Source organism: Thalassospira sp. GO-4 (assembly GCF_023588965.1).
GTDB lineage: Bacteria > Pseudomonadota > Alphaproteobacteria > Rhodospirillales > Thalassospiraceae > Thalassospira > Thalassospira povalilytica.
This window is the reverse complement of the sequence record NZ_CP097807.1, coordinates 4,212,990-4,225,913: the sequence shown is the minus strand read 5'-3', so window position 1 is coordinate 4,225,913 and position 12,924 is coordinate 4,212,990. Positions and strand designations below refer to the sequence as shown.

Here is a 12,924-nt window from a genome sequence, read left to right as displayed (position 1 = left end):
CTTTAGCAGCAATTTGTCTGGCGCAAATGACAAACACCCCACCAATATTGCCAAATGATCAGAGCCAGCCTTTGCGCTTGAAATACCAAAGCGGCAAAACCGCGGACAGGATCATTAAACCGATGGCGACCGGATAGCCGAATTCCCATCCCAGTTCCGGCATGAATTCGAAGTTCATGCCATAAATGCTGGCGATCAGGGTTGGGGGCAGGAACGCCGCGGCTGCGACCGAGAAAATCTTGATGATATTATTCTGTTCAAGACTGATCATACCAAGGGTCGCATCAAGCAGGAACGTAACCTTGTTGGCGATGAAGTTGGCATGTTCGGTGATCGACACGATATCGCGCGAAATCACTTTGAGCCGCGCCTTGGCATCCTTTTTCAGGCGCGTCTGGGTCGACAGGAACAAGCCAAGACGATGCAGGTTCAGCAAGCTGTCCTTGGCCTTACCAGACAGGTTGCCGGTACGCCCGATCTGTCGAAGGGTTTCACGATGATCCTGATCCGAGGCAATGTCTTCGGGGCTTGCAAACACCTGATTGGACAGGTTTTCAAGATCGGTTGCTGTCTGTTCCATCAAATCGGCCAGACGGTCGACAATCTGTTCAAGCAAACCAAACAGCACCGCCTCGGCACTGTTGGCAAGTGACGGGCTGCGTTTGACCCGGCGGATAAATGTCTTGAAGGGAACCGGATCGGCATAGCGCAGGGTAATCAGCGTTTTCTTGACCAGGATAAAAGTCACGGCCGTTGTTTGCGGCGCATCTGTCGTAGCACGGGTCAGAACCGAAACCGTCATGAAAAGTGCGCCCTCTTCGTCATACAGACGCGATGACAGCTCGATCTCCTGCATTTCTTCGCGGGTCGGCACCTCGATCCCGAAGCGTTCCTCGATATCGTGGATTTCGTCAGGCGTTGGTGACAACAAGTCAATCCAGACAGGCGTCCGATCAGCCTTGCCACCATCCTGTTTGGTCGAGGTCGATGTTGTCTTGCCCAGCGCATTGGCCGTGATTTTTGCTGGTGCTTGCGCAGTGGTTGCCGCCGGTTCACCGTTTTCGACACCAACATTGTCGGCAACTGCGGCATCCGCGCTGTTGCCGTCATCCGCCGTTGCCCGGAGAGGGGCGAAAAATTCGTTGGTATCCATTAGCTTCTCCATCCTGACCGGCTTGCCGCGTGATACGGATGCCAGATTATTGCTTTGCTGTCATATGGTGTTTCCATTGCAATTCTGTCACCAGTCAGAATGGCAGAACCGTCTGGAATGAAAACGGATCAATATCGGGATTGGTTCCGCGTTTTTCGTCATAGGCAACACGCACCTGATCAAGGAACTCATCCTTGCTGATCATCTGGTCGTTGTTTGCATCATATGTCGGAAACAACAATTCCAGACGCCGGCTTTCGGTGCGCAGCCGCTGGCGATTGGCATCCGCCGTTCCGGGCAATTGTTCAACTGCGGCAAATTCGCGTGCCACCAGAACACTGTCGCCATTGATGTCACGCCGCCTGAACATCCAGCTTGAATAGGATGCGGCTTCGTCAGCACTGATACGGCCATCCTGATCAATATCGACCGGATGATATTGTTCGCGGTAAAGCTTTACCTGTTCGGGAATGCCTGCCGGTACGCCACCCGTCGCACCATTTTTCTGGGCAAGGGCCTTGGCAATTGCGTCATTGAGCCCCGGGATATTGGCAGTCCCGGTTCCAGCATCGCCCGACAAACCCGCAGCACCATCAAGCCTCCCCAGCCCCGAAAGCCCGCCCAGTCCAAATTGCGACATCAGTTCCGGATTGTTTTGAAGCTGCTTCATGATCAGCGGCAAAAGTTCGCGCATTTGCGGTGACGTCACCTCGGGCGAGGAACTGCTGCCACCGGCCTTGTCCATGGTCAATCCTTGCGCACGGGCATCCCCGACAACACCGGGCCATTCGAAAAAGGTCCCTGATATTCCGGCACAAACCATGCAACCCATTAACACAATGGCAGCTTTTATCCGCAACAATCGCATCCTTCATTTCACTGACGCAGCCCCGCGCCAGTATTTGACCAAATATCTGATCGGTCTTGCTACTGCATATCCGGAAATCATCCGGGCATCACAAGACGTAAAACGCCCCGGGTTTCCGGAAATACCGTCCCGACATTTTGCAGGAGTTCGCCCGCGCATCAAACCCGATTGGGAGCCAAATCGCAAATTGTCTTCGAACGCCCCATCGTATTCCAATTTTCGATCTGACCATCAAAACCCATGGATCAGGTCTTTTTATGGTCGCCCCATGGGTTCCCATGGAACCGAATTGGGATTTTATGGGCAGAAGATGGATAAGACCGTGATTCAATGTGTTTTTGAGGGAATTCAGACTTTTCGCATGTACCGCAGAATCCGCAGAAACACACCAAATCGTCACATTTGACCCCATCAAATCCCATTGACCCCCATCATTTCCCATGATACCCCATAAGCAGGCACAAATTCTGTGCCATGCGGGGCATATCCATTTCAAACATCGACCGGCCGTTGAGGCGGACCTGTTCACGTCGAACTTTGAAATCGGACTTTTGATCAGGGGAATGGCGAAGTGCTGTTCACAGGGACGCACATTCACAAGCTGGACCGGAAGGGACGCGTATCCGTCCCCAAACGGTTCCGTGCGGCCCTTGAGATGGAAGAATTCGCCGGTATCTACCTGTATCAATCCCACAAGGAATGCGCGCTCGAAGGCTGCAGCCACAGCCACATGGAACGCATCGCCGCGTCGCTTGATGAACTTGATATGTTCTCTGACGAGGCAGACGATCTGGCAGACACCATCCTTGGCTCCTCGCATATGCTTCCTTATGACGGCGAAGGTCGTATCATTCTGCCCGCTGAATTGATCGAATTTGCCCGTATCGAAGATCAGGTCGCCTTTGTCGGCCGTGGTCGCACCTTCCGCCTGTGGAACCCGGACATCTTCAAGCCCCTGCAAGAAGCCAGCCGGACCCGCACGCTTAATCGTGGTGCGACGCTCAAGCTCAAACCGATGAACGAACTCCCCAAAGGTGCACGTCCCGGCACCCCGAACGAGGAGGACGCATCATGAGCGACAAGGACATCCGTTTCGCCACCGAAGATCGCCCGCACAAGCCGGTCCTGCTTCGCGAGGTGCTTGACGCTCTTGCACCGTGTGACGGCGAAATCATGGTCGATGGCACCTTTGGCGCAGGCGGTTACTCCCGCGCCATTCTTGATTCCGCGAAATGCGAGCTTTATGGCATTGATCGCGACCCGAGTGCGGTTGCAACCGGCCGGAAACTTGAAGCCGAATATGACGGCCGTTTCCACATGGTCGAAGGATGCTTTGGCGATATGGGTCGCCTGATCCCGGCCGCTGGCCCCGAACAGGTCGATGGTATCGTTCTCGATATCGGCGTGTCGTCAATGCAGCTTGATCAGGCCGATCGCGGCTTTTCATTCCGCGAAGACGGTCCGCTTGATATGCGCATGTCGATGTCTGGCCCCACCGCGGCCGATTTCGTCAATACCGCCGAAGAAGAAGACATTGCCAATGTCATCTATCGTTATGGCGAGGAACGGGCATCGCGCAAGGTTGCCCGCAAGATCATCGAGATGCGTGCAGATGAGCCGTTTGCAACCACATCACAGCTTGCCCGAGCTGTGCGCTCGGTCGTGCGCAAATCCAAGGACGGCATTGACCCGGCCACCCGCACGTTCCAGGCATTGCGCATCTATGTGAATGATGAGCTTGGCGAACTTGAACGCGCCATGGATGCCGCCGAAACACTGTTAAAGCCCGGCGGACGTTTGGTCGTTGTGACGTTCCATTCGCTCGAAGACCGCCTGGTTAAAACATTCATGAAGGCGCGTTCGGGCGATCCCAAGAAAATGTCTCGCCGCCTGCCCGGTGAGCCGGAAGTCGCCACACCGACCTTTACGACCATCACCCGTAAGGCGGTGACCGGCCAGAAAGACGAAATTCGTGCCAACCCGCGCGCCCGGTCGGCAAAGCTGCGTGCTGTTGCCCGCAATGATCAGCCTGCCAACAAGCACGGAGGTCCGAAATGACCCGTGCGGTAACAATTATCGGCCTGTTCCTGACCATTTTGATTGGCGCTGGCACCTATTGGGTCAGCCACGAAGTCGAACGCCTTGAAAAGCATTATGCGGAAATCCAGTCCGACATTCTGGCCGAACAGGAAAGCATCCACGTACTTGAAGCGGAATGGAGCTACCTGAACAATCCGGAACGGATCGAAAAGCTTTCGCGCGAATATCTTAGCCTGGCCCAGATCGAAGTGCTGCAGATGGCCAGCATCGATGATCTGCCAGAAGATTCCGACATGCATCAATACCGCATCGACAAGTTCGGCGAAGCGGTTGCCTTCATGCCTGTACCCCGTCCGCGTCCGGGCGATCGCGCCTATGCCGAGGCCGCCGAAACCATGATTGTGGACGCACCATCAGTCGCCGAGACCGGGGGTGCGCAATGAGCTTTACCCGTTTCTCATACTGGCTGCGTGGTGACCGTCCGGAACTGGGGCCCGATCAGCGTGAACGTCTTGCACTTGAAACGGCCCGCAACCGTATTTTCATCACCGGCGCGATGTTCATCATCGGTTTTTGCTGGATCACCTATGGCCTGGTAGACGCATCGGTCTTGCGCCAGGGCAACGAACCGGCTGTGGCATCGGGTACCGATGCGCGCGAACTTAAAACCGAACGCGCCGACATCATTGATCGCAACGGCCTGTTACTTGCCACCGATCTTCCGACCAACTCGCTTTATGCCGATGCCCGCGTGGTCAAGGACCCGGTTGAGTCTGCCGATCTTTTGCTGACAGTTTTGCCCGATCTTGATCGTGATACTCTGATCCGGCATCTGAGCTCGCGCAAGGCATTCGTCTGGCTGCGCCGCAACCTGACGCCTGAACAGCAATATGAAGTCAACTCGCTTGGCATTCCCGGCCTGAATTTCCAGCGCGAGGAACGCCGGGTGTATCCGCATGGGCGGCTGTTCTCGCACGTGCTTGGCTTTACCGACATCGACAATAACGGCATTGCTGGCGCCGAACGCGAATTCGATAACGAGTTGCGCATCAATAACGGCCCGCTTCAGCTGTCGCTTGATACCCGTGTGCAATTCGCGCTCGAAGAAGAAGTCGAAAACGCGATGGAGACCTATAGCGCGGTGGGCGCTGCAGGTCTTGTCATGGATGTCTATACCGGTGAAGTCATCGCGATGACGTCACTTCCGAATTTTGATCCCCATCGCCCGGGTCAGGCCCCGGCAGATGCACGGTTCAACCGGTCGACCCTTGGCGTTTATGAAATGGGGTCGGTGTTCAAACTGTTTAACACCGCCATCGCCCTTGAAACCGGCACATCCACACTCAATTCGGTTTACGACGCGACCGAACCGCTGCGGATTGCGCGTTTCTCGATCCGCGATTACCACGCTGAAAACCGCTGGCTGACGGTACCGGAAATTCTGGTCCACAGCTCCAACATCGGATCGGCGCGCATGGCGATGGCCTTTGGCGGTGAGAACCAGAAAAAATACCTGAAAAAGCTTGGCATGCTCGACAAACCGGAAATCGAGCTTCCGGAAGTCGGTGGGCCGCTTGTGCCCAATCCGTGGCGCGAAGTGAACACCATGACGATTTCGTTCGGTCATGGTCTGGCTGTCACCCCGCTTCAGGTCGTCAATGGCATTTCAACCATCGTCAATGGTGGTATCCGCCGCCCGTCCACGATCCTCAAACAGGATGGTGCACCGGCCGGCGAACGTGTGTTTTCCCAGAAAACTTCGGAACAGCTGCGTCGCCTGATGCGACTGGTTGTCACCGAAGGTTCGGGCAAAAAGGCCGAAGTGGCCGGCTACTTCCTTGGCGGGAAGACCGGCACCTCGGAAAAACTAGTGAACGGGCGCTATGTCAAGAACGCCCGCATGTCGACCTTTGTCGCCGCCTTCCCGATGCAGGACCCGAAATATGTGGTTCTGGTGACGCTGGACGAGCCCAAAGGCACCAAAGAAACTTATGGATTTGCCACAGCAGGTTGGGTGTCCGCCCCTGCGGTTGGCAAGGTTGTGACACGTATTGCTCCCCTTTTGGGCATTGAACCGGCGAATGCGAAGGCGCCGGAGATCGAGCAAGCGCTGCAGATCGAACTTCGCAAGGGGGAACGCAAACTTGCGTCTTTCTGAGCTCATGGCAGGTGATCAGGCGGCATTGAAACATGCCCAAGGACAGGACCCGAATATCACGGGCCTGACAGCAGACTCACGCACCGTGAAGGATGGCTATATGTTTGCCGCCCTGTCCGGTGCCCGCGACGACGGTTCCAGATATATTGCTGATGCGATCAAACTTGGGGCTGCCGCAATCCTGGCAAAGGATGGCACGCCAAGACCGACGGCCGCGACAGTTCCCCTTATCCCGGTTGAAAATCCGCGCAAACGCTATGCCCAGCTTGCCGCGCGCTTTTATGGCAAGCAGCCGGCAAATATTGCGGCGATCACCGGAACCAATGGCAAAACATCCACGGCGATCTTTACCGAACAGCTGTGGACGATCCTTGGCAATATGTCGGGATCGATCGGCACCCTTGGCATTCGTGCCGCCGGCGCCAAGATCCCCGGATCACTGACCACACCCGACCCGGTTGCCCTGCACCAAAGTCTTGATGAAATGTGCGGCATCGGCGTCACCCATGTCGCGATGGAAGCAAGTTCGCACGGGCTTGACCAGTATCGTCTTGACGGGGTCAAGGTCACCGTGGCGGCCTTTACCAATCTGTCGCGTGATCATCTTGATTATCACGGCACGTTCGAAAAATACTTTGCCGCCAAGGCACGCCTGTTTTCCGACCTTCTGGTGGCAGACGGCACTGCTGTTCTGAATGCCGATGTCGAACAGTTCGCGCTGTTGAAAAAGATGTGTGAAAAGCGCGGCGTGAATATTCTGTCTTACGGGCAGAATGCCGATGACATCAAACTGGTCAAGGCAACCCCGGACAGCACCGGCACCAAAATCACGCTTCTGGCCAACAAGGGTGAATACAGCATTCATCTTCCCCTGATGGGCAGCTTCCAGGTGATGAACGCCCTTGCGGCCCTTTCGATTGTTGTGGCATCGGGTGCCGATCTTGATCAGGCCGTGCTGGCGCTTGAAAAACTTGAAGGTGTCCGTGGTCGTCTGGAACTGGTGGGCAAGACAAGTTTTGGCGCACCGGTATTTGTCGATTACGCCCATACGCCTGATGCGCTTGAAACCGTGATCAAGGCTGTGCGCCCGCATTGCAAAGGCCGCATCGTTTGTGTATTTGGTGCCGGCGGAGACCGCGACACCGGCAAACGTCCGTTGATGGGTGCCGTTGCCCATGACTTTGCCGATATCGCCATCATCACCGATGACAACCCGCGCAGCGAAGATCCAGCCCTGATCCGTGCGGCGATCAAGGCCAAATGCGAAGGTGCGGTGGAAATTGCCGACCGGGCAGAGGCCATCAAACGCGGCATTGGCATCCTGCAACGCAATGATGTCCTTATCATCGCCGGAAAAGGCCATGAAAGAGGCCAAATTGTCGGTGATACGGTTCTTCCGTTTGACGATGCATCTGTTGCCCGCAGCATCCTTGCAGGCGGCAATTGACCTGAATTCCCGTTACGGCGCACAGGCCGTAACGGCCTGAGTGAAATGAAAGTGACGTTATGACAAAGGCTGTTTTATGGACGGCAAAGGATGCCGAAACCGCAACCGATGGCAAAACGACCGGGAACTGGTCGGTTGCCGGGATCTCTATAGACAGCCGAAAAGTCAGTAAAGGCGATCTTTTCATCGCACTTAAAGGCCCGAATTTCGACGGGCACAAATTTGCACAGGCCGCCCTTGATGCCGGTGCCAGTGCCGTCATGGTTTCTGATACCGACGGCATTACCGATACCGACAAGGTTCTTCTGGTTGATGACACGATGGATGCGCTTGTACGCCTTGGCCTTGCAGGTCGTGCGCGCAGTTCGGCAAAAATCGTTGCGATTACCGGCAGTGTCGGCAAGACCGGCACCAAGGAAGCCCTTAAATATGTTTTGTCCCAGCAGGGTAAAACCCATGCCAGCCCGGCAAGTTTCAACAATCATTGGGGCGTTCCGATCAGTCTGGCGACCCTTCCGGTCGATGCGCAATATGGTGTTTTTGAAATCGGCATGAACCATCCGGGTGAAATCAGCCCGCTGGTGAAGATGGTCAAACCATCGGTCGCCCTGATTACCACCGTGGTTGGCGCGCATACCGAATTCTTCAAGGATGAAGCCGAAATCGCCATGGCCAAGGCCGAGATTTTCGACGGTCTTGAATCGGATGGTGCGGTTATTCTGAACCGTGACAACATGCATTACTTTGCCCTGGCACGGCGCGCCAAGGAACTGGGTCTTGGCAATATCAAGTGCTTTGGCACCGATGCGATGGCCAATTACCGCCTGTTTGAAGCCAACATTGTCACCGATGGCAGTGCTGTGCGCGCCCGTATCGGTGGCCGGGATCTTGAATATTTCATCGGGTGCCCCGGCGAACACTGGGTTTTGAATTCGCTGGCGGTTCTTGGATGCGTTGATGCAATCGGGGCCGATCCGCTGCGCGCCGCACAGGATCTGGCCGATGTGACCCCGCCGGCTGGGCGCGGTGAAATCTCGACCGTCAAGGTCCCGTCAGGTGATGGCACCTTTACCCTGATTGATGATGCATACAATGCCAATCCGACATCAATGATGGCCGGGATCAAGGTTCTGTCGCAAACCAAACCGGGCGATGGTGGTCGCAAGATTGCCATTCTGGGCGATATGCGCGAACTCGGTGACGATGCTGTTCGCCTGCATGCCGATTTGCATCAGCCGCTAACCGCACTTGAAATTGATCGGGTTTATTGCGTCGGTCCGCTAATGGCTGAACTCGACAAGACCCTGCCTGAAGACAAAAATGCCGGTCACTTTGATACCGCCGAAGACGCGATTGAACCGATAAAGGCCGATTTGCGGTCCGGAGACGTGGTTTTGGTCAAAGGATCGCTTGGCATTTACGTTTCGAAAATTGTATCGGCCCTAAAATCCTGTGGCGTGGTGGATAGCCCCGCAGAAACACAGAATTAAGTCGCAGAAGGAACGACAAGAGCAATGCTCTATAATCTGCTTTATCAACTGTCTGATCAGATGCCGGTATTGAACCTGTTTCGGTACATTACCTTCCGGACGGGCGGTGCGATCATTACGTCGCTTATCCTTGCCTTTGTAATTGGCCCCCATCTGATCAACTGGTTGCGTTCCAAACAAAGCGAAGGCCAGCCGATCCGTGAAGACGGCCCTGAAAGCCATCTTCTGACCAAAAAAGGCACGCCGACCATGGGCGGGCTTTTGCTGTTGCTGTCGACATCGATTGCGACCCTGCTGTGGGCGGATTTGAAAAACCCCTATGTCTGGGCGGTTCTTCTTGTCACCATCGGGTATGGTTTCCTTGGTTTCCTGGATGACTATCTTAAAGTTTCAAAGAAAAACACCAAAGGCCTTCCGGGCAAGCTCAAACTGCTGGGGCAGTTTTCGATCGCGGCCCTTGCTGCCTGGTGGATTTCCTACAATACCGCTGATCCGCTTTCGACCGCCCTTGCCTTCCCGTTCTTTAAGAACTTCCTGCTTGATCTTGGCTGGTTCTTTATTCCGTTTGCCATGTTTGTCATGGTCGGTGCGTCGAACTCCGTCAACCTGACGGACGGTCTTGACGGTCTTGCCATCGTTCCGGTGATGATTGCCGCTGCCAGTTTTGCGCTGATCACCTATCTGATCGGTAACGTGCAGTTTGCCGAATATCTTCAGGTTCATTATGTCGCCGGATCGGGCGAGCTTACCATCTTCCTTGGCGCCCTGGTTGGGGCCGGTCTTGGCTTCCTTTGGTACAACGCCCCGCCGGCGATGGTGTTTATGGGGGATACCGGATCGCTTGCCCTTGGCGGTGCCCTGGGTGCCGTTTCGGTTGTGACCAAACATGAACTTGTTCTGGCGATTATTGGCGGCCTGTTTGTTCTTGAGACCCTGTCTGTGATCATTCAGGTGGGATCGTTCAAACTGACCGGGAAACGCGTTTTCCGCATGGCTCCGCTTCATCACCATTTCGAGAAAAAAGGCTGGCAGGAACCGACCATCGTGATCCGGTTCTGGATCATCGCGGTCATTCTGGCGCTGGTTGGTCTTGCTACTTTGAAACTCCGGTAAGGACGTCCTATCGTGATTGATCTTTCGCAACTGCGCGGCAAAACCATTGCGGTCCTGGGGCTCGGGAAATCCGGCCTTGCCAGCGTAAAGGCATTGATCAATTCCGGTGCCATCGTCTGGGCATGGGATGACAATCCCGCGGGCCGCGAACAGATCGAACCACTGGGCCTTGCCCCGATCAATCTGGCGGAATGTGACTGGACCGAACCTGATATGCTGGTGATCAGCCCGGGCATTCCATCCACCTTCCCGACCCCGCATCCGGCCGCCGAAAAGGCACGTCGGGCGGGCAAGCCGATCATTTGCGATGTCGAACTTCTGTGCACCGCACAGCCAGACGTTCCGACACTGGCGATCACCGGCACCAATGGCAAGTCAACCACCACCGCCCTGACCGCCCATATCATTGCGCAGGCCGGGATCAAAACCCAGGCGGGCGGCAATCTTGGCAATGCGGCCCTTGGCCTTGAACCGTCAACAGCCGATGATTGTCTTGTTCTTGAACTGTCATCCTATCAGCTTGATCTTCTTGAACATGCGGCCTTTGATGCCTGTGCGCTGTTGAACATCACCCCGGATCACCTTGACCGTCATGGCGGAATGGATGGCTATATCGGGGCGAAACGCCAGATCTTTGCGCGCAACAAGGGTCCGAAATGGGCGATCATTTCGGTTGATGATGAACCTTGTGCCAAGATGGCGGTTGAACTGGCCCGCGAAGGCGGCCGTCACATTATCGAAGTATCGGTCAAGAACCCGGTCGATCACGGCATCTATGTCGATGAAAAGGGTTGGCTGATTGATGACCTTACGGGTGCCAAAACACCAATCCTTGATCTTGCGACCGTAACCCACATGCCGGGCAAACATAACTGGCAAAACATCGCCTTTGCCTACGGCCTGTGCCGGGCGCGCGGTGTTGATGCCACCCGCATCATTGACGGGATCATGACATTTCCGGGCCTTGCCCACCGGCAGGAACGGCTGGGTACGATTGATAATGTCGTTTTCGTCAATGACAGCAAGGCGACCAATGCCGAAGCATCGGCAAAGGCGCTTTCTGCCTATCAGAACATCTACTGGATTGTTGGCGGCAAACCCAAGGAAGGCGGTATCGCCGGGCTTGAGGAATTCTATCCCCACATCAAGAAGGCCTATCTGATCGGCGAGGCAGAAGATGCCTTTGCACGGACCCTTGGTGACGATCTGCCATGGGAGAAGTGTAAAACTCTTGATGTCGCGACCAAAGCCGCCTTTGAAGATGCCAGATCGGACGGCGAGGATGCACCGGTTGTCATGCTGACCCCGGCCTGTGCCTCGTTCGATCAGTTCAAAAGTTTTGAGGCACGCGGCGATGCATTCCGCGATTTGTATTCCCGCCTGGCAAATGCCGGCACAAACGGGAAGGCACGCGCATGAAATCGTTGTTTGGCAATAACACCAATATCGCCTTTTCGCGTGCCGATACGTCTGTTCTGGGTATCTGGTGGTGGACGGTTGATCGCTGGCTACTGGCGGCAATCATTCTTCTGATGGGCATCGGTGCGCTTCTGGTCATGTCGGCAAGTCCGCCGGTGGCCGATCGCATCAATGTTGACAGTTTCCACTTTGTCACCCGTCAGTTCGTATTTCTGGGCATGGCGGCCGGATGCATGTTCGGCATATCGCTTTTGCCCGTGAAATGGGTGCGACGCCTGGCATCGATCATGTTTTTGGGCGTGATTTTCCTTTTGATCATCACGCCCTTTATCGGATCGGACATCAAGGGTGCGGTGCGCTGGATCAACGTTGCAGGCATCAACCTGCAACCATCGGAATTCCTGAAACCGGCCTTTGCGGTGGTTGTCGCATGGATGTTTGCCGAAGGGCGGCTGAACCCGAACTTTCCGGGTTATATCGTCAGTTGTCTGATGCTGGCGGTTTGCATCTTTCTTTTGATGATCCAGCCGGACTTTGGCCAGACCGTCGTTGTCACGTCCATCTGGTCGGTACAGATCTTCCTGGCCGGACTTCCGATCATTCTGGTGTTCTGTCTTGGATTGGGTGCAGTTGGCCTTGCGGTCAGTGCCTATTTGATCCTGCCCCATGTTCAGTCCCGCGTGGACCGCTTCCTTGATCCGGCATCTGGTGACAACTATCAGATCGAACGATCCATGGAAGCCTTCATGAGTGGCGGTATCATGGGTCGCGGTCCCGGCGAAGGCTGGGTCAAGAACTCGATCCCTGATGCCCATTCCGACTTTATCTTTGCCGTGGCCGGTGAAGAATTCGGATTGCTGTTCTGTGTGCTGGTGGTCGGTGTCTTTACCTTTATCATCATGCGCGGGCTTTCGCGGTTGATGGGGGAACGCAACCTGTTTGTGGTTCTGGCTGTGACCGGCATTCTGGTTCAGTTCGGCTTGCAGGCCGTCATTAACATGGCCTCCACCCTGCAACTGGTCCCGCCAAAGGGCATGACCCTGCCATTCGTTTCCTATGGCGGGTCGGCCACCATCGGCATTGCGATCGGCATGGGATTTGTTCTTGCGCTTACGCGTAAACGTCCGGGTGAATAACACCTGTTTTCCGGATGTTTTGCCTGACCTGAATTTTCTGCATCAAAACGACAAAATCCGACCTTATTCCATACCCGGTTTGAAGGGATATTAACCTTTG

The 12,924-nt window shown here is 55.2% G+C and carries 11 protein-coding genes; 9 read left to right on the top strand and 2 right to left on the bottom strand.

Annotated features, from left to right (window positions below):
• Positions 1-58 precede the first annotated feature (58 nt).
• Together corA and M9H61_RS19195 are read right to left on the bottom strand one after the other, a co-directional pair.
• A complete protein-coding gene (gene corA / locus M9H61_RS19200; RefSeq protein WP_250282363.1) occupies positions 59-1,153 on the bottom strand; it encodes a magnesium/cobalt transporter CorA in 1,095 nt (364 codons plus the stop codon).
• Between the two features lie 94 nt (positions 1,154-1,247).
• Positions 1,248-2,012, bottom strand: coding sequence for a hypothetical protein (locus M9H61_RS19195; RefSeq protein WP_250282361.1), 765 nt, complete (start codon positions 2,010-2,012; stop codon positions 1,248-1,250).
• A gap of 580 nt (positions 2,013-2,592) precedes the next feature.
• Between M9H61_RS19195 and M9H61_RS19190 the strand changes: the two genes are divergently transcribed.
• Genes M9H61_RS19190 through ftsW form a run of 9 tightly spaced genes read left to right on the top strand, consistent with a single transcriptional unit; the run spans position 2,593 to position 12,824 of the window.
• Positions 2,593-3,096, top strand: a complete 504-nt coding sequence (locus M9H61_RS19190) for a division/cell wall cluster transcriptional repressor MraZ (RefSeq protein ID WP_068519528.1) — start codon at positions 2,593-2,595, stop codon at positions 3,094-3,096.
• Entirely contained in the window at positions 3,093-4,079 is a 987-nt protein-coding gene (gene rsmH, locus M9H61_RS19185) for a 16S rRNA (cytosine(1402)-N(4))-methyltransferase RsmH (RefSeq protein WP_250282359.1), read from the top strand. Before M9H61_RS19190 ends, rsmH begins: the two co-directional genes overlap by 4 nt.
• Entirely contained in the window at positions 4,076-4,504 is a 429-nt protein-coding gene (locus M9H61_RS19180) for a hypothetical protein (RefSeq protein ID WP_101245720.1), read from the top strand. Before rsmH ends, M9H61_RS19180 begins: the two co-directional genes overlap by 4 nt.
• The gene (locus tag M9H61_RS19175; protein WP_068519525.1) at positions 4,501-6,219 is read left to right on the top strand and encodes a penicillin-binding protein 2; all 1,719 of its coding nucleotides are present in this window, start codon (positions 4,501-4,503) and stop codon (positions 6,217-6,219) included. Before M9H61_RS19180 ends, M9H61_RS19175 begins: the two co-directional genes overlap by 4 nt.
• Positions 6,206-7,666, top strand: coding sequence for a UDP-N-acetylmuramoyl-L-alanyl-D-glutamate--2,6-diaminopimelate ligase (locus M9H61_RS19170; RefSeq protein ID WP_250282357.1), 1,461 nt, complete (start codon positions 6,206-6,208; stop codon positions 7,664-7,666). Before M9H61_RS19175 ends, M9H61_RS19170 begins: the two co-directional genes overlap by 14 nt.
• Before the next feature lie 59 nt (positions 7,667-7,725).
• Complete coding sequence (murF, locus tag M9H61_RS19165) at positions 7,726-9,156, top strand: UDP-N-acetylmuramoyl-tripeptide--D-alanyl-D-alanine ligase (protein WP_250282355.1); 1,431 nt, start codon at positions 7,726-7,728, stop codon at positions 9,154-9,156.
• A 24-nt stretch (positions 9,157-9,180) separates the two neighbouring features.
• A complete protein-coding gene (gene mraY / locus M9H61_RS19160) occupies positions 9,181-10,269 on the top strand; it encodes a phospho-N-acetylmuramoyl-pentapeptide-transferase (RefSeq protein WP_068519522.1) in 1,089 nt (362 codons plus the stop codon).
• 12 nt (positions 10,270-10,281) lie between these two features.
• A complete protein-coding gene (gene murD / locus M9H61_RS19155; protein WP_250282352.1) occupies positions 10,282-11,688 on the top strand; it encodes a UDP-N-acetylmuramoyl-L-alanine--D-glutamate ligase in 1,407 nt (468 codons plus the stop codon).
• Positions 11,685-12,824: a putative lipid II flippase FtsW gene (gene ftsW, locus M9H61_RS19150; RefSeq protein WP_068519520.1), complete on the top strand. Its 1,140-nt coding sequence runs from the start codon at positions 11,685-11,687 to the stop codon at positions 12,822-12,824. The genes murD and ftsW overlap by 4 nt, the downstream gene beginning before the upstream one ends.
• Positions 12,825-12,924: the final 100 nt, after the last annotated feature.

Coding starts and splice junctions, on each gene's coding strand:
- ftsW (WP_068519520.1), top strand. CDS start 11,685: ATGAAATCGTTGTTTGGCAATAACACCAATATCGCCTTTTCGCGTGCC.
- mraY (WP_068519522.1), top strand. CDS start 9,181: ATGCTCTATAATCTGCTTTATCAACTGTCTGATCAGATGCCGGTATTG.
- M9H61_RS19180 (WP_101245720.1), top strand. CDS start 4,076: ATGACCCGTGCGGTAACAATTATCGGCCTGTTCCTGACCATTTTGATT.
- rsmH (WP_250282359.1), top strand. CDS start 3,093: ATGAGCGACAAGGACATCCGTTTCGCCACCGAAGATCGCCCGCACAAG.
- murF (WP_250282355.1), top strand. CDS start 7,726: ATGACAAAGGCTGTTTTATGGACGGCAAAGGATGCCGAAACCGCAACC.
- corA (WP_250282363.1), bottom strand. CDS start 1,153: ATGGATACCAACGAATTTTTCGCCCCTCTCCGGGCAACGGCGGATGAC.
- M9H61_RS19175 (WP_068519525.1), top strand. CDS start 4,501: ATGAGCTTTACCCGTTTCTCATACTGGCTGCGTGGTGACCGTCCGGAA.